13 protein-coding genes are annotated in these 17,046 nt (G+C 63.7%); 6 read left to right on the top strand and 7 right to left on the bottom strand.

What is annotated here, in order from left to right:
* Window positions 1–23 precede the first annotated feature (23 nt).
* Window positions 24–2,426 carry a GH92 family glycosyl hydrolase gene (locus tag DYST_RS19265; protein WP_239947630.1) on the bottom strand — a complete coding sequence of 801 codons (2,403 nt, stop codon included), beginning with the start codon at window positions 2,424–2,426 and terminating at the stop codon, window positions 24–26.
* Between the two features lie 157 nt (window positions 2,427–2,583).
* On the opposite strand from DYST_RS19265, the gene DYST_RS19260 reads away from it, so the two are divergent.
* Genes DYST_RS19260 through DYST_RS19240 form a run of 4 tightly spaced genes read left to right on the top strand, consistent with a single transcriptional unit; the run spans window position 2,584 to window position 7,556 of the window.
* Entirely contained in the window at window positions 2,584–3,633 is a 1,050-nt protein-coding gene (locus tag DYST_RS19260) for a LacI family DNA-binding transcriptional regulator (protein ID WP_239947628.1), read from the top strand.
* 15 nt (window positions 3,634–3,648) lie between these two features.
* Complete coding sequence (locus DYST_RS24390; protein WP_102302860.1) at window positions 3,649–5,352, top strand: sugar MFS transporter; 1,704 nt, start codon at window positions 3,649–3,651, stop codon at window positions 5,350–5,352.
* 18 nt (window positions 5,353–5,370) lie between these two features.
* The gene (locus DYST_RS19245; RefSeq protein WP_239947626.1) at window positions 5,371–6,348 is read left to right on the top strand and encodes a carbohydrate kinase family protein; all 978 of its coding nucleotides are present in this window, start codon (window positions 5,371–5,373) and stop codon (window positions 6,346–6,348) included.
* Window positions 6,345–7,556, top strand: coding sequence for an AGE family epimerase/isomerase (locus DYST_RS19240; protein WP_239947624.1), 1,212 nt, complete (start codon window positions 6,345–6,347; stop codon window positions 7,554–7,556). Before DYST_RS19245 ends, DYST_RS19240 begins: the two co-directional genes overlap by 4 nt.
* 54 nt (window positions 7,557–7,610) lie before the next feature.
* Here DYST_RS19240 and DYST_RS19235 read toward each other — a convergent pair whose 3' ends face one another.
* On the bottom strand, window positions 7,611–8,237 hold the full coding sequence (locus tag DYST_RS19235) for a hypothetical protein (RefSeq protein WP_239947622.1): 627 nt from the start codon (window positions 8,235–8,237) through the stop codon (window positions 7,611–7,613).
* A 270-nt stretch (window positions 8,238–8,507) separates the two neighbouring features.
* On the opposite strand from DYST_RS19235, the gene DYST_RS19230 reads away from it, so the two are divergent.
* Together DYST_RS19230 and DYST_RS19225 are read left to right on the top strand one after the other, a co-directional pair.
* Window positions 8,508–9,320 carry an SDR family NAD(P)-dependent oxidoreductase gene (locus DYST_RS19230; RefSeq protein ID WP_239947620.1) on the top strand — a complete coding sequence of 271 codons (813 nt, stop codon included), beginning with the start codon at window positions 8,508–8,510 and terminating at the stop codon, window positions 9,318–9,320.
* Between the two features lie 126 nt (window positions 9,321–9,446).
* The gene (locus DYST_RS19225; protein ID WP_102302864.1) at window positions 9,447–9,860 is read left to right on the top strand and encodes a DoxX family protein; all 414 of its coding nucleotides are present in this window, start codon (window positions 9,447–9,449) and stop codon (window positions 9,858–9,860) included.
* 119 nt (window positions 9,861–9,979) lie between these two features.
* Here the strand turns inward: DYST_RS19225 and DYST_RS19220 are convergent, their stop codons facing one another.
* The 5 genes from DYST_RS19220 to DYST_RS19200 form a co-directional block, all read right to left on the bottom strand.
* Window positions 9,980–12,448 (bottom strand): tetratricopeptide repeat protein, encoded by a 2,469-nt coding sequence (locus DYST_RS19220; protein WP_239947618.1) that lies wholly within the window; start codon window positions 12,446–12,448, stop codon window positions 9,980–9,982.
* Window positions 12,449–12,572: 124 nt separating this feature from the next.
* The gene (locus DYST_RS19215; RefSeq protein WP_239947616.1) at window positions 12,573–13,907 is read right to left on the bottom strand and encodes a BatD family protein; all 1,335 of its coding nucleotides are present in this window, start codon (window positions 13,905–13,907) and stop codon (window positions 12,573–12,575) included.
* Complete coding sequence (locus DYST_RS19210; protein WP_239947614.1) at window positions 13,904–15,529, bottom strand: VWA domain-containing protein; 1,626 nt, start codon at window positions 15,527–15,529, stop codon at window positions 13,904–13,906. Before DYST_RS19210 ends, DYST_RS19215 begins: the two co-directional genes overlap by 4 nt.
* A gap of 3 nt (window positions 15,530–15,532) precedes the next feature.
* Window positions 15,533–16,555 carry a vWA domain-containing protein gene (locus tag DYST_RS19205; protein ID WP_239947612.1) on the bottom strand — a complete coding sequence of 341 codons (1,023 nt, stop codon included), beginning with the start codon at window positions 16,553–16,555 and terminating at the stop codon, window positions 15,533–15,535.
* Window positions 16,542–17,045: a DUF4381 domain-containing protein gene (locus DYST_RS19200; protein ID WP_239947610.1), complete on the bottom strand. Its 504-nt coding sequence runs from the start codon at window positions 17,043–17,045 to the stop codon at window positions 16,542–16,544. Before DYST_RS19200 ends, DYST_RS19205 begins: the two co-directional genes overlap by 14 nt.
* Window position 17,046 lies beyond the last annotated feature (1 nt).

Here is a 17,046-nt window from a genome sequence, read left to right as displayed (position 1 = left end):
ATCACCCTGGCGTTTACCACCACTTACCTGGACGATTTGCTACCACTTTCCCCGGAAGTAGCCGCGACCTTGGTCGTAGAGGTGCTCATCGATGACGGCCTGGCATCCGCGCCCTGCCCCCACGCCCGGTTCGGCTCGGCCTGCATGGTGAAGTGCAGCTCGCCGCCGGCGACGATTTCGCCATGCCGGAGGAAGACGCGATTCAGCGGTTTGCCGTTGAGGGTCACCGAGCCCACGTACGGATGCGCGTCATCCAGCGGCTCGGCCGTCACGGTGAACGTCTTGCCGCCGGGCAGATGCAAGATCGCCCGTGACACGAACGGTCGGCCGAAGGCGTACTCGTCGCTGGCTGGCGTCACCGGATAGAAACCCAGCGCGGTGAAGATGTACCACGCCGACATCTGGCCGAGGTCATCATTGCCAGCCAGGCCATCCGGGCGCGTGGCGTACTGGCTGTCCATGATCTGCTTGAGGCGCTTCTGCGTCTGCCACGGCGCGCCGGCATAGTCATAGAGATACGCCAGATGGTGACTGGGCTCGTTGCCGTGCGCGTACCAGCCGATCAGGCCGGTGATGTCTTCCACGTTGGCGAAGTGCGACTTGTCGACCTTGGCCTCGAACACGCTGTCCAGCTTGGTGACGAAGGTCTGGTCGCCGCCCATCGCCTTGACCAGCGCGGCGACGTCCTGCGGCACGTACCAGGAGTACTGCCACGCGTTGCCTTCGGTGTAGTCGCTACCGTAACCCGCCACATCCGGATTGAACGGCTCGCGGAAGCTGCCGTCGGTTTTGCGTGCGCGCATGAAGCCGGTCTTGGGGTCGTACGCGTTGCGCCAGTTGCCGGCGCGCTTGTCGAAGGTGGCGGCGATGTCCTTGCGGCCCATGGCCTTCGCCATCTGGGCAAGCGACCAGTCATCGTAGGCGTATTCGAGCGTCTTGGACGCGGCCTCCGGCTCCTTGTCGATCGGCACGTAACCGAGCTTCATGTAATCGCCAAGGTCACCGTACGGCGCATAGGTCGCGCTGGCGACCATCGCCTTCAACGCCGCGTCCGCATCGAAACCGCGTACACCCTTGACGTAGGCATCGGCGATCACCGGCACGGCGTGGTAGCCGATCATGCACCACGTCTCCATGCCCTGATACGCCCACACCGGCAGAATGCCGAACGGGCTGGCTTCGCGCGAGGCGATCAGCGAGCGGATGAAGTCGGTGCTGCGCTGGGGCATCAGCAGTGCCATCAGCGGTTGCTGGGCGCGATAGACATCCCATAGCGACCAGGTGGAGTGGAATTCGAACTTGCCGTTCTTGTCGACCGCCTCGTGCACCGCGCCGTCCGGCCCGCGGAACTGGCCGTTGACGTCCATGCTCAACGTCGGCGACAGAAGCGCATGATAGAGCGAGGTGTAGAAGCCTACGCGCTGATCCTTGCTGCCTTCCACGTCGATGGAAGCCAACGCTTTGTCCCAATCCGCGCGTGCTTCGGCGCGGCGTGCATCGAAGTCCCAGCCCTTGCCTTCGGCATCGAGGTTGGCGATGGCGTTGGCCTCGCTCACTGAGGAAATCGCCACCTTCACGCCCAGCGGCTGCTTGAGGTTGCCGAAGTCGAACACGCCTTCCAGGGCGCGGCCGCTCTGGCCGTCATGGTCCTCCGGCTGGTTGCCCGGGCCCTTGAAGCCCTTGTAGACCACGTCGGTTTCGCGGTTGTAGAGCGTGCGCGAGGTCATCGGCTGCGAGAAGCGCATGGCAAAACAAAGCTCGCGCCCCGGCGCCCAGCCGCGCGTGGTGCGGCAACCGGTGACGGTGCCGTCCTCCTGCACTCGCAAGCTGGACCACAGCACCTTGCCGGGGTAGTCGTAGATGCTTGGGCGCAGATCCAGCAACAAGTGCGCCGGCTTGCCGGCCGGGAACGTATAGCGGTGCCAGCCGATGCGGCGTCCGGACGTAAGCTCGGCGCGCACGCCGTAGTCGCCCAGGGTCACGGCGTAATAGCCCGCTTGGGCCACTTCGGTGTCATGGCTGAAGCGCGAGCGGTAGCCGCTGCCGGGCTTGGCCGGGTCACCCGGCTCAAGACGGACGTCGCCAGCGATCGGCATGACCAGCACATCACCCATGTCCGAATGGCCGGAGCCGGAGAAATGCGTGTGGGAGAAGCCCAGCAAACTGCTGTCGCCGTACTGATAGCCGGCGGCGTACTTGTAGGCATGTTTGAAATCCGGCATGGCCGTGTCGGGCGACAGCTGGATCATGCCGAAGGGGACGGTGGCGCCGGGGAAGGTGTGGCCGTCGCCGCCCGTGCCAATACGGGGGTCGACGTCGGCGGAATGCCCCTCGGCAGCCCATGCGGAGGCCGGCGCGGCCAGGGCAAAGCTCACTGCGACGGCCAGTAAACCCGGCAGGCAGGCGCGGAAAGAGGAGCAACGCATAGAATTCCCCAAAGTAGTAGATTTGAATCGTTCTAATTTCGCCTGACGCTAACATCCATGCAGGCATCGTTGCATGCTGCGTCGCGCCATCGAAAACGGTTCCGTTCCATGGCGGAGGCAGCTACCTTTAGATCGTTCCAATTAACCTAGGCCTGCGATGGAAAGCCAGACCCCGGTCGGTAGAAAGATCACTCTCAACGACATCGCAGCCGGCTGCGGCGTGTCTCGCGCCACGGTTTCACTGGTGCTGCGAGGCAGTCCCCTGGTCAACAAGATCACCCGGGCCAGGGTAGAGGAAGAACTGCGCAAGCAGGGCTACGTCTACAACCGGGCCGCAGCCAACCTACGGCGGCGTACGTCCTCCAGCGTGGCGTTGGTCATCAACGAACTGGCCAACCCGTTCTTCGCCGAATTCGCCGCTGGCGTCGACGAGACGCTGGGCGCGGCCGGTTTCGTCACCCTGCTGGGCAGTACCGGCGATTCCGCGGAGCGAGAGCACGCCGTGCTCGGCTCGCTGATCGAGCACGGACCCGGCGGCATCATCCTGTCCCCCGCGGAAGACAGCGAGGCGCGCAAGGTGCTGGCCGCGGTCGGCACGCATACGCCGGTGGTGCTGTTCAACCGCGAACTCGGCGGCGAGCTGCCGGAATACGCGCACTGGGACCGCCTGATGCTCGACAACGAGCGCGGCGCACGCCAGGCCACTGAGCATCTGATTGCCCAGGGTCACCGGCACATCGCCTTTTTCGGCGGGCATGACCACGCCAGCTCCACCCGCCAGCGCCATGCCGGCTACCGCCAGGCCATGCAGGCTGCCGGCCTGACGGTCGAGGCACACTGGCGCGTGCAAAGCACGCCCACGCGCACGGACGCCGCGCGCGCCGCCGGGGACTTGTTTCAGGGAGCGGGCAAGGTGCCCACCGCCGCCGTCTGCTACAACGACGCGGTCGCGCTGGGCCTCATGCTCGGCCTGCACCAGCACGGGCGACAAGCCGGCCGCGATTTCGCGGTCACCGGCTTCGACGACATCGCCGAAGCGTCCATGAGCATGCCTACGCTGACCACGCTATCCACGGCGCCACGCGCACGGGGCAGGCAGGCGGCCGACATGCTTCTCGCCCGTCTGCGGGATCCGCAGGCGCCTTCGGGCACCATCGTCGCGCCAGTTGAACTGGTCGTGCGCGAAAGCAGCTGCCCTCTTTCCTGACCTTTCGGATTACGCATGGCCTTTGCAGCTCCACCCATCCAGTCGGCGACTGCGTCGCCGGCCTCAGGCAAGACGCGCTATACCGATTACCCGATGGCCATGGCGGTAACCACCACGATCTTTTTCATGTGGGGTTTCCTGACCGTCCTCAACGACATCCTGATCCCTCACCTGAAGACCGTTTTCGAGTTGAACTACGCGCAGGCGATGCTCGTGCAGTTCACCTTCTTCGGTGCGTACTTCTTGATGTCACTGCCCGCAGGTCGGCTGGTCGCCTTGCTGGGCTACAAGAAAGGCATCGTGGCCGGACTGGCGATCGCGGCGGTAGGCGCTTTTGGTTTCTGGCCAGCCGCGTTGCTGCATTCGTATGGCGCTTTTCTCGCCGCGCTGTTCGTGCTCGCCACGGGCATCACTGTGCTGCAGGTGGCCGCCAACGCCTACGTGGCGCTACTGGGCCCCGAGCGCACCAGCTCAAGCCGACTCACCTTGGCGCAGGCGATGAACTCGCTGGGCACCACCATTGGGCCGAAGTTTGGTGGCCTGCTGATTCTCTCCGCGGCGGCCGTGGTCATCCCGCCGGCCATACGCAACGCGCCGGAAACCGCACAACTGGTGCAGACCCTCAACAACGCGCCGGCGGTGCAGACCATCGACGCGATTCGCCAGGCGCCGCCGGAACGGCTCGTGGCCGCATTGAACGATGCATCGGCCACCGCGCTGGATCGCCTGCCGATTCAGGACGTAGCCGCGAGCTTCGTCCAGTTGCCCGCTGGACCGATGGCGCAGGTGTTGGACAGCCTCTCCGGTGCTCCCCTGCTCGCCACGCTGTCCGCACTGTCGCCACAGCAACTCGCGGCACTGCCCTCGGCAACGCTCACCACCGCCCTGGACAAGCTCGCGTCCTCGCGACTGGATACGCATGACGCCGCGCAACTGACCAGCGTGCGCGCAAGCCTCTCGCCAGAAACCCAGCAACAGCTCACCGACTACCGCCAGAAACAGGCACAGTTGGTGCAGAAGCCCTATCTCGGCCTGGGCGTTGCACTGATCGTCCTTGCCGTCGGCGTGTGGTTGTTCCGCCTGCCGCCGCTGACCGAATCCACCGAGCAGGCCGACTCCTCGCACCACACGCTGATGGATGCCCTGCGGCATAGCCATGTGTTGTTCGGCGTGCTCGCGATCTTCTTTTACGTCGGCGCGGAAGTTTCCATTGGCAGCTTCCTGGTGAACTACCTGTCGCTGCCGGAAATCGGCCACATGAGCGAACAGACCGCCGCAGACCACGTCGTGTACTACTGGGGTGGCGCGATGGTGGGACGTCTGGCCGGTTCGGCGCTACTCGTCTACATCAACCCCCGTAAGCTGCTGGCCGCCTTTGCCGCCGTCGCGGGCCTGCTGGTGCTTACCACCATGCTCACGCAGGGCAACGTGGCGATGGTCAGCGTGATCGCCATTGGCCTGTTCAACTCCATCATGTTCCCGACCATCTTCGCGCTGGGCATCGAGCGCATGGGCCCCCTGACCGGCAAGGCATCGAGCCTGCTGATCATGGCCATCGTCGGCGGCGCTCTACTGCCGCTGGCACAAGGCGTGTTGGCCGACCACATGGGCATCCAACACGCTTTCATTCTGCCGCTGCTCTGCTACGGCTACATCGTTTTCTACGGACTGCGCGGTTCGCTCGTTCGCGACCCCGTCACGCCCGCATCCCACCATTAAGTTGAGTCGCAAACGCTGATGTCACGCACCATCCTCTGCTTCGGTGAAGCCCTGATCGATTTCCATAGCGAAGGCGGCGATGAAGCCGGCTTTCCACGCAGTTTCGTTCCCTACGCCGGCGGCGCGCCCGCGAACGTTGCCGTCGCCGTCGCGCGTTTCGGTGGCGATGCCGCGTTCGCCGGCATGCTTGGCAAGGACATGTTCGGCGATTTCCTGCTGGACAGCCTGCACCGCGCCGGGGTGAACACGAACGGCGTTGCCCGCACTGATGAAGCGAACACCGCGCTGGCCTTCGTGTCGCTGGACGCGAGTGGCGAACGCAGCTTCAGCTTCTATCGCCCGCCGTCGGCCGACCTGCTGTTCCGCCCGATACATTTCCATGCGGAAAGTTTCGACGGCACCGCGGTGTTCCACGTCTGCTCCAACAGCATGACCGACCCCGCGCTGGCCGAAACCACCCGCGAGGGCATGCGTCGCGCGCACGCCGCCGGTGCGCTGGTCAGCTTCGACCTCAACCTGCGCCCGGCCCTGTGGCCGCGCGATGTGGAACCGCGCCCGTTGATCTGGCCGGCGTTGCAACTGGCCGACGTGGTGAAGCTAAGCGCCGAAGAGTTCGCGTGGCTGGCCGTCGATGGTGAAGAGGCGGCACTGCAGAAGCTGTGGGAGGGACGCACGCGTCTGGTCATCATCACCGACGGTGCAAACCCGCTGCGCTGGTTCCATCCAGACGTGGAAGGCGAGCTGCCGGTGTACACCGTGCCTGCCGTGGATACGACCGCCGCCGGCGACGCTTTCGTGGGTGGCCTGCTGTACCAGCTCGCCACGCTCGCCCATACCGACGACCGCATCGACCACCTCATCACCGAACTGCCCCGCTTGCATGCAGCCCTGCGCTTTGCATCGGCTTGCGGCGCACTCACCGTGACGCGTCAGGGTTCGTTCTCGGCCATTCCCGACGAGGCCGAAGTGCTGAGCTTCATGGAGACCTACGCATGACCACGACGCCTGATTTCCGCAGCGAGGCGTTCCTGCGCGAACACATCGCGCAGACCATGGCCTTTTATCATCCGCACGCGATCGATCCGGCCGGCGGCTTCTTCCACTACTACAAAGACGACGGCACGATCTACGACCGCAGCCATCGTCACCTGGTAAGCAGCACGCGCTTCGTCTTCAACTATGCAATGGCGCACATGGAATTCGGCAACCCCGAATACCTCGATGCCGTGCATCACGGTCTGCGCTATCTGCGCGACGTACATCGCAACCCGGGCACCGGCGGCTATGCCTGGACCATCCGTGATGGCAAGCCCGAGGACACCATGTACCACGCGTATGGCGTGGCCTTTGTGCTGCTCGCCTATTCCACCGCCCTGAAGGCCGGCGTGCGCGAAGCCAGTGCGTGGATGGACGAAACCTGGAACCTGCTGGAACTGCGCTACTGGGATGCCGAGGCCGGCTTGTATCGCGACGAGGCCAACGACCAGTGGCAGTTCACCGATTACCGCGGCCAAAACGCCAACATGCACATGTGCGAGGCAATGCTCGCCGCATACCAGGCCAGCGACGAGCCGCGCTACCTCGAACGTGCCCTGCAACTGGCCGACCACATGACGCGCCGGCAAGCCGCCAAGGCCGACGGCCTGGTGTGGGAACACTACGACGTGAACTGGAATGTCGACTGGAAGTACAACCTCGACAATCCCAAGCACCTGTTCCGCCCGTGGGGCTTCCAGCCCGGCCACCAGACCGAGTGGGCCAAGTTGTTGCTGATCATGGAGCCGCTGCTGCTTGAACGCGGCCGTGAAGAGAACTGGCTGGTGCCGACCGCCAAGCACCTGTTCGATACCGCGCTTGCGCGCTCGTGGGACAGCGAATTTGGCGGCATGGCCTACGGCTTCGCCCCCGACGGCACGGTGTGCGACGACGACAAGTATTTCTGGGTGCAGGCCGAGTCATTAGCCGCCGCCGCCCTGCTGCATGCCCGTACCGGGCTGCCCGAGTACGACGCGTGGTACGGCAAGTTGTGGGCGTATTCGTGGGAACACTTCGTCGATCACAAGTATGGTGCGTGGTTTCGCATCCTCACGCGCGACAACCGTAAGGTCGACGACGAGAAGAGCCCTGCCGGCAAAACCGACTACCACACCATGGGCGCATGCTACGAAGTGATGGCCTTGATCCGGGACGGCGGCGTTCCGTAAAAGGCGATTACACCGTTGAAAGAAAAGGGCCGCATCGCGGCCCTTTTCTTTAGCTTACTTTGATGCGCCCGCCTTGGCCTTCGGCGTCACCGTCACTGCCAACGCCTCGACATACGTTGCGACCACCATGTCGCCCACCTTCAAGCTGCTCATCGCTGCTTGACGATCGGGATCCTTCACTTCGATGGTGCGCTCGTTGCCATCCGGTCCCTTCAGGGTCACCGTGTGGTTTTTCAGGTCGATCGCCGTGAGCTTGCTCGTCACCGTGACGGCCTGTCCTTCCTTGACGCCAGGCGCACTGCCCTGCGGGGCAGTCGCCTGACCGGCCTCATACGTTACATCCCGCTTGGCGCTACCGGCCGGCATGATCTGTACGGCGACGGCCGACTGATAGTGCGCGGTCACGTGGTCGCCAGCTTTCAACTGGTCGAAGTTCTTCACTTCGGGGCCTGCCTGGATGGTGACTTCCTTGCCTTTGGGACCCTTCAACGTAACGAAGCGTTCTGCCTGGTCCACGTGCACCACGGTTGCGGTGATCATCTTGTCCTCGCGGGCTAACTCATGCACGGTCGAGTTAACGGGGGCCTCCGTGGTGGCCTGCTGTGCCCACGCGAACATCGGCGCCGAGAGGGCGATCGCCGCACCGAGCAGGCAACGGGTGGAACGCTGGAACTTCTTCATGATGGTTTCTCCTTTGAGTATCGTTCGCCCGATGCCGGGTTCTATGCGGGAGGGCAGGCCCCACGCCAGGCCAGCGCGATGGGGCATCCCTCACTCGACCATGTTCGACCAGTAGGCCGCGCGCCACGAGCGAAAAACCACGCAAAGACGCTACGTAGTTCTACCGGGAAAACATCCTTCCCCCGGAGAGGTGACAGGGTGTGCGGTCAAGCGCAAGCTTGAGCGGCAACGCTTCCCTCAAGCGACTTCCCCTCTTTCGGAGACACCTGCATGGCCGTGGTGGAGCAACCCGATACCGTCATGATCACCGGCGCTTCCGCCGGCATCGGCGCGGCTTACGCCGACCGTTTCGCGCAGCGCGGCCATCCCGTGGTGCTGGTAGCCCGCAACCAACAACAGCTCGAAGCGCTGGCCCAACGACTTTCGCGTGAATATCACGTGAAAGCAGAGGTGCTTCCAGCAGATCTGACATCGCCAGCCGAACGCCAACGGGTGGAAGAGCGCCTGCGCACCGACCACACCATCGGCATCCTGGTGAACAACGCTGGGGTAGAGGCGGGGCCAGCCCTGGCCCAGGCGTCGCCGGACGCGGTGGCAGCGATGATCGAACTCAACGTCACCGCACCATCACGGCTGGTGGCCGCACTGTTGCCCCGCCTTGTCGCGCGCGGCAGGGGCAGCATCATCAACGTCGGTTCGATACTGGCGCTGGCGCCGGAGCTTTCCGTCGGTGCCTATGCCGCCAGCAAGAGCTACGTGCTGACCTATACCCTTACCTTGCATGAGGAAGTTGCCCACCACGGCATTCGCGTGCAATGCGTGTTGCCGGGCGTCACGCGCACAGCGACCTGGAATGTCGCTGGCGGACTCGAGTCGTTTCCGCCGCGCATGATCATGGAAGTGAACGAACTGGTGGATGCGGCTTTGGCCGGCTATGACCAGGGCGAGGTAGTCACCATTCCCTCCCTGGTCGACAGCGTGGAATGGAAGCGCTTCGAAGAGGCACGTCGGCGCATGCTGCCCGAACTCTCGCGTAGCGTGGCCGCCGACCGCTACAAGAGCGATATCCCCGAAGACGCCTGATCTGTCAAAGCCGGCTGCGCCATCCGTCGCGCGCAGGCATATAGTGTCCATGACCGTGCCGCATGGGCGGCGCGGCGCATGTGGGCATGCCCCGCATGCCTTGCGTAGAGTCATGGGAGAACCGCCATGCGATATACGTTACTGGCAGGCAGCAGAGACGGCATGCTGCTACTCGCCCGCCTTCTGCTGATGATCCTTTTCGTCATCTTCGGCTGGAGCAAGCTCATCGGCTTTTCGGATACGGTCGCCTATATGGGCTCCGTCGGCGTCCCGATGCCGGCGGTGACAGCGGCCATCGCGGTAATCATGGAGTTCTTCGTCGGCATTGCCATCGCCGTGGGTTTCTACACGCGTCCGCTGGCGATCGTGCTGGGGCTCTACACCATTGCGGCGGCGGTGATCGGTCACCAGTTCTGGAACCTGGTCGATCCCGAGCGCATCGGCGCCATGATCAATTTCTACAAGAACATGAGTATCGCTGGCGGGCTGCTATTGCTATGCATTGCCGGCCCGGGCAAATACTCGCTCGACCGACGTTGACCCCGCCGTGTGCTTCCCTGACGCGATATACCCTCGCGTCAGGGCTGGCCAAGTGTGTGCTGCAACGCTTGCCCTGCAACGTCCATCTTGGTGGCGCTGCCCGGCCGGCCTGAAGACCTTCAATGGAAGGCCGGCATGTTGTCGCCCCCGAGGCTTTGCAGCAGTTCGTGCGCCTCGCGGGAACGCGGCGCCACCGCCACCAGCCGCTCGGCGTATTCGCGTGCCTTGTCCTTGTTGCCGGCGTCACGCTCCGCCCCGGCCAGGGCGAAAAGCAACGAAGGATCGTACGGCGACGTACGCAGGCTTTCCTCCCACAGCTTGCGCGCTTGCTCGCCCTGCCCCGCCGAATCAAGCGCTACGCCATACACATAGGCAAAGCGCGCGTTGGAGGGCTCGGCACGATGCGCACGCTCCAGCCAGATCAGTGCCTCCTTCGGCTGCTTCTGTCGAATCAGCGCAAGCCCCTTGGCATGCAGCAGGTTGGCGTTACCCGGCACTACCTTCAGCCCTTCGTCGACGATCTTTTCGGCGTCCTCTTCCCGTCCCATGGCGCGATACATGTCAGACAGATTCACATAGGCCGGTACGAAATCCGGCTGCAGCTTCAACGCCTGCCGGAAGGCCTGTTCCGCCGCCGCGGCGTCGCCGCGCTCGACATAGACCAAGCCCAGGTCAAAATGCGATTCCGGGCGATCGGCAATGGCGTCCTGTGCCTGTCGATACGTAGCGAACGCCCGGTCACGTGCCGTGCGCTGGTTCGCGTCGAGTTGCGCATCGGGCACACCGGCCAGCGCACGCCCGGCTTTGACGCGTACATCCAGCACCGGGTCGTCAGCCAACGATGCCGCCAGTGGTCCACGTACGTCGGTTGGGAACGCCAGCAGCGCATCCAGCGCAGCCGCGCGCATAAGCGCATCAGCATCACCCAGCGCCGTCTGGATGGCGGGCAACGCATCGGGACTGGCGTAGTGGCGAAGTTCGTCGACCGCCGTAGCGCGTGCGATGGTCGGCGAGCTGGCATCACCGGCCAACGTGGTCAGAAGTGATGCCGCCCCTGGCTTGCCACGGCGCGCGGCATCGAGTGCTTCAACGAAATGCTGATAGCCCTTGCGTTCGGGGCCGTGTGCTTTCGCAATCGCATCTGCCGCCCACTGGGCACCTTTGTCGGCATGGCAGTTCGCACAGGCGTTGGGCACACCGTACTGCACCGTGAGGTCAGGGCGCGGAACACGGATGGAGTGATCCGGCCGTGCATTGATGACCATGTAGTTTTTCGATGGCATATGGCACGCCACGCACTGCGACCCCGCACTGCCCTCCTTGTGCATATGGTGAGCTGCCGTGTCGTAGACAGCGGGCGTGTGGCAGCTCTCGCACAGCGCATTGCCCTGGGCCCGTGTCTTGCCTGTATGCGGATCGTGGCAATCGCTGCAGGTCACACCCTTGGCGTACATGCGGCTCTGCAGGAACGAGGCATACACGTAAACCTCGTCAAGCTGTTGGCCATCCGAGTGATAGCGCCCTTCGGTGAGTAGCACCGGATCGTGCGTATCCATCAACCGACCGGTGGGTGCCGTGTCCTTGGCGATAATGCTGCGGCGTGAGTGGCAGACCGCGCAGGTTTCCACTTCGCGATGCGATGCCAGCGGCGTGCTGCGCACCGGGTTGCCGGTCGTTGGGTTGGGAATCCAGTGCGTGTCCTTGCGTTCGTCCAGCGCAATGCCCAAACCCATCGACGGATCGGCGCGCCTCTTCTCGTCGGTGGCCTTCGACCACTCAAGATGGCGCGAGCCCGGGCCATGGCATGCCTCGCAGGCCACGTTGATCTCACTCCAGCTCGTTTTGAAGGTGTTGCTGGCCAGGTCGTAGTTGCGTTGCACGTTCGTGGAGTGGCAGTCGGCGCACATGTAGTTCCAGTTCTGGTTCAAGCGCGTCCAGTGCAGGGTGTCGTGCACGTCGATACGTTCGCCGGGATAGAGATTGAACCAGTGCTGGCCACCTTCGGCAGCGGGACGTGCATCCCATGCCGCGCGCAAGGTCCGCAGCCGGCCGTCGGGAAAGGCAACCAGATACTGCTGGAGTGGATAGACACCAAAGGTGTACTTCACTTCGAACTCGCCAGGCTTGCCATCCGGCCCATCGGTCTTGACGAAATACGCATGGTCGCGCTTGAAGAAGCTTGCGACGGAGCCGTCCTGCTTCAGCGCGCCATCGAAATGACCCGCGACAGTCTTGTCATCGGCCACCTGCATGGCCAATGCATGATGCGATGATTGCCACGCCTGCGTTTCCTTGGCGTGGCATGCAGCACATGTCTGCGCGCCCACGTAGTGCGAAGGTGGCAAGGCGGCAGTTGGCTGCGCGGAAGACGAAGTAACCGTAGCCACCGGCGTGGTCGCCACACCCGGCGCAGGCACACGCGACCACCAGATACCGAGCAGGACAAGCACCAGCACGGCCACACCCAACGGCAACCACCACACATGCCGTCGCTGAGCCACGGATGCCGTCGCTGCGGCAGCGGGCGCTGATGGCGCAGCCGCTGCCTTACCTGAGCGCTTGCCGTGGCTCTTCCTGGAACGCCCCATCCTGCTCTCTCCGATACCTACGGTATGAATGTCGTGCATCCCTTCCTGGGATGCTGTTTTCCACCGTCGCGCGCGGGCATGGTAGCCGGCGCGCGCGATGAAGCCGTGAATGCGATGCTGTCGATCAAGACGTCGGGTTTAGTGGCGGCAATGCGGGCCGGCGCTGCCACCATCGCTGTCTGTGTTTCCAATGCCGCCGTGCCAACGCGAGCCCGTCGATGAGACCCGGGGCCGACCATGTCGAAGCGCTCTGCCCGTAAAGCGCATCCTGCAATGCATTCCAATGCGCTTGCAGGGATGCATCGCCGTAACGAGCGGCCCAGGCCGTCACACTGCTCGGCCCACCATCATCCGCAGCGCGCCGAACCCATGCGTCGACGGCTCCAGCCAGCGCCACGGCTGAGGTCGTGTGGCGCTGTCGGGAAACAGCGCGGAACGCTGCGGCCTCTGAATGTCGGCGTCGATATCGCCATGCCTTCCATTGAGCCCAGCGAGCTTGCCATGCATCACGGAACCGCCAGCCAAACCATGCCAACACGGCCAGCAAGAGGACACCAAGACCCTCATCACTCGACAACCACCCGATCAGCCTGGGCATGAAGCCGCCTTTCGGCAGGGCAAAACGCGGCTTATCGGTGCCTCCCCACCATGCGTGGAAATGGACCGCTGGGGCTGTGGTTTCGCGCCATTCGCGCGTACGGCTATCCATCCAGCGCACCGACACCGGCGGTAACGTGTAACGGCCGCGATGGTCGATGACGTAACTGGCGGTATCCACGCGACTGCCACCGACAAAACCGCCGTGATTATCGACAGCATCTCGCGTGACCGGCGATGCGGCATACAGGGTGAGACCATTCACCGGCGCGAAAGCGGTGGGAGGCAACATCATCGCGGGAGCGCCCTCCGCGGATATCTCCACGCGCCGCGTCACCGTGTCGCCCACGTGCAGACTTCCGTCCTGCGGCGTTACCGTCTGCGTGACCTTCACCGAGCCGGCGATCAGCGCTTCCGTCACGCCCACCGGCAAAACCAGCGCGCGTACCTGCAATGCGAGCGGCTGGGTCTGTACTGCGACTGGGGTGCGCTGCGCGCCGATATGGGCGGTGATCTCGAACGAGGGGATTTCCATCGCCCCAGACATCAACGGGGTGATGAGGTAAGTGCGCGATACACCGGACCAGGTCTGCCCGTTGATCGTCTCCACCAGATGCCCGGGGGTTTCGTCCGAAAGCGACAAATAGGCGCCGTCTATGTGCAACTCGGGTAATACCGGCGCGTCGGTAAAAAAATCGGGGGTGAGCAGATCCACCACGATGCGCGTGGTCTCGCCCTGCATCAGCGAGCCAGGCGGCTCCTGATGCACACGCACCTGGATGGGTGGCATCGATGGAGGCAACGCATCGGCATGAGCGATGGCCACGACCAGCCACAACAGGCAGCACCACCAGATCCTCATGGCGATGGCCCCGGCGCGCTTGTCGCGGGTGCCGGCACTCGGGGCGCTGGCGGTCCGTTCTCGATGCTGAACTTGGTGCGCAGGAAGTCCGCGGGCGACACGCTCAGGTTGCGCATCCATACGTCCGCGGGCAACGCGATGGGGCGCTTGCCCATGGCTTCTTCCTTCTCATCGCCCTTCTTGCCCTCTTTGTCTTCCTTGATCTTGTCGGGCGTGTTGTCCTCGTCCTTGGTCTCCGGTGGCACCTCCGCCCGCTGCTTCATCAGCGTGTCCATCAACCGTAGATTGGCTTCGGCTTCGGGAAAGGGAAAACGCAGGCGCAACGCGTCGTTGTAGGCATCCTTGGCCTCCTGATATTCGAACTGGTGCGCGTAGCTATTGCCGGACATGAACTTCGCATCCGACCCGGGCAACGTCTCGAAGATCTTCTGTGCTTCGTCCCAGCGTCCATGCTGATAGAGCGCCCACGCCTTCCAATAAGGGCTTTGAAAATGCTCAGCCGCACTGCCGAAATCCCGGTGCTCGTAGTACCAGCGCCCCTGCTGGTCGGGGGTGAAGAACCAATCGGCCACGTGCCAGTCGGCGGCAGTGGCGGGTGACGGCAAAGCACTCAGCCCGACGAACCCCAGTATGAACACCCAGCGCACCATCCAGCCGCGCCGGAACCAGAACAAAGCGATCAGCACCAGGGGATAGCAAAGGTAGTAGCCGTACTCTTTCCAGTGCACGGACGATTTATCGTTGACGATCTGCAGGTGATGCACCGCCTCGCGTTGCACCCACTGCATGTCGTCATTGCTCGAGGTGATGCTGGCCAATGGAATATGTGCCTGCGATGCGAGCCGTTGCAGCGCCTTGTCATCAAGCTTCGCTACCACGGGCGCGCCGTCTTCCCCCGTCTGTTCACCGCCATTCGCCGTGCGCAGCGGGCCGCCTCTGGTCGTACCCACCGCAAGCATCAACACCTGCTGCCGCGAATGCTGGTGGTGCGCTACGAAGGCGGGGATCTGCGCATCGTCGAATCCGCTGGTGAAGAACACGATGGTGCCGGGGTCGTGCTCGGCGTCGAGCAACCGATCGGCCAGTGCCAGCGCAGCGCCGGCATTGCTCCCCTTGCCCGGCAGCAGGTCGGTGCTCAGTGCCGAAAGGAACATCTCCATCAGCGCGGCATCGTCTGTGGGCGGCAACACCATGTGCGCGGTATTGGTGTACACGATGAGGCCGGTGCGGCCGCCCACGCGCAGCGCCGTCAGATCGCGCACTTTCTGCTTGGCGCGCTCCAGCCGTGTCGGCGACACATCCATGGCATTCATGGCGGGCGACAGATCCATGGCCACCATCATCGGGGCTCGATCCTCGGCGAACGGCGGCGATTCCAGCTCCCACGTTGGCCCGGCGCAGGCAATGCTTCCGATGACCAGAACAGCGCATACCAGATGGATGGGACGCGCGCGCCAATGCTCGCTGTCACCCACCACCAGATGCGCCAGCAGATGCGGTGCAATCATGCCTTTCCATCGCTGGAGCGGGTCATTTCGCCGCTGCCACCACCACAGCAACAGTGGGCCCAGCGGCAACAGCAAAAGCCATAGCGGGCGGATGAAATGGAAGCCCTGGTCCATCGTTTAGCCCTCCGATGGCCTGGATGCGAGTGACGCCGCGACGCGCTTTCGCGCGAGCGGCGCGAAGAGGCCAAGCATCAGCAGGTGATAGAAAATCATCAGCAGCAGGGCCGCACCCAACGGCAGGTAATACAGCTTGACCTTGGGCCGGTAAACTGAGTGCTTCACCTTACTGGGCGTCATGCGATCGAGCAGCGCATAGATATCGGCCAGCTGTTCGCGATTCTCGCCGCGAAAACTGCGCCCACCCGTCGCCGACGCGATGCGCTTGAGCGCATCCAGATCCACGCGATTTTCGCCCTTGGCGTTCGGATCGCCGATACCGATGGTATGGATAACGATATGGTTGGCCTTGGCGATTCCCGCAGCTGTCTCTGCGGGAATCCGACCGGCGGTATCGTTGCCATCGGTCAGCAGAATCAACACGCGCTCGCGTTGCTGCGAATGCGCGGTCATCTTCACCGCCACGCCGATGGCGTCACCGATGGCGGTTTGCTCGCCGGCCATACCTACGCGCAGTTCATCCAACAGTTCGCGTACGGCCACGTGGTCCAGTGTCAGCGGAGCTTGTGGAAAGGCATTGGTACCGAACACGATCAAACCGATGCGGTCGGTGTTGCGACGCCGGACGAAATCGTCCACGACGCCTTTCACCGCATCAAGCCTGGAAATGCGCTGCCCCTGAGGATCCAGGAAATCCGGCGTCGCCATGGATCCCGACAGGTCGATCGCCAGCAGCAGGTCGCGCGCCGCCTCGGTTCGTTCGATCGGTGGCTCCAATCGCTGGGGGCCGGCAAGTGCAAGCACAACCAATGCCCAACACAGCGGCGCCAGGAGGCGGCGCAGCCAGTTCCCGCGTAGCACCACTGCACCACGGGCCGGCTGCTGCCCTGTCGCTTTGGCCAGTTCTTCGAAAAACGGTACGCGAACCGCCTTGGTACGCTCGCCATAGGGCGGCATCAGCCACCACACCAGCAAAGGCAGCGGCAACAAGGTCAGCAGCCAGGGATACTCAAGCTGCAACATGGCTATCGATCCACTGATGCAGCAACGCCATGAGTGAAGCCAGGTCGTCGTTGCCGATGACACCTTGCCCGTATGCCAGCGCGTCCAGTTGCCGGCCGGGCCCCTGCACAAAGCCGCCGGAGGGATACGTACGATCCAGGTAGCGTAGCCATGCCTCGCCACTCATCGGCCCCACCTCCCGACGTGACGCCCAGGCAAGCACGGTTCGCTTCACCAGCGCAGGAATAGCCATCAGCGCCTCCGTGCGTGTGGCGGGGTCGACGATGGCGCGCTCGATGGCCGCCAACTCCGCCTGTGCCTCGCGGCGGTAGCGATTGCGCCACCACCTGCGCCACCGCAGGGAGGCATACACAAGAACACCTAGCAACACGAGCCCACCCAGCACCCACCAGCCTGCGGTCTGCGGCATCCAGGAAACCGGGGGCGGGGCGGGAATGTCCTTGAGATCGGCGATGGATGCCATCTTGATGGGGTCGACAAACACATACATG

Origin of the sequence: Dyella terrae, from assembly GCF_022394535.1 — a bacterium.
GTDB lineage: Bacteria > Pseudomonadota > Gammaproteobacteria > Xanthomonadales > Rhodanobacteraceae > Dyella.
The sequence above is the reverse complement of the archived record's forward strand: the minus strand, read 5'-3'. Positions and strand labels throughout refer to the sequence as shown.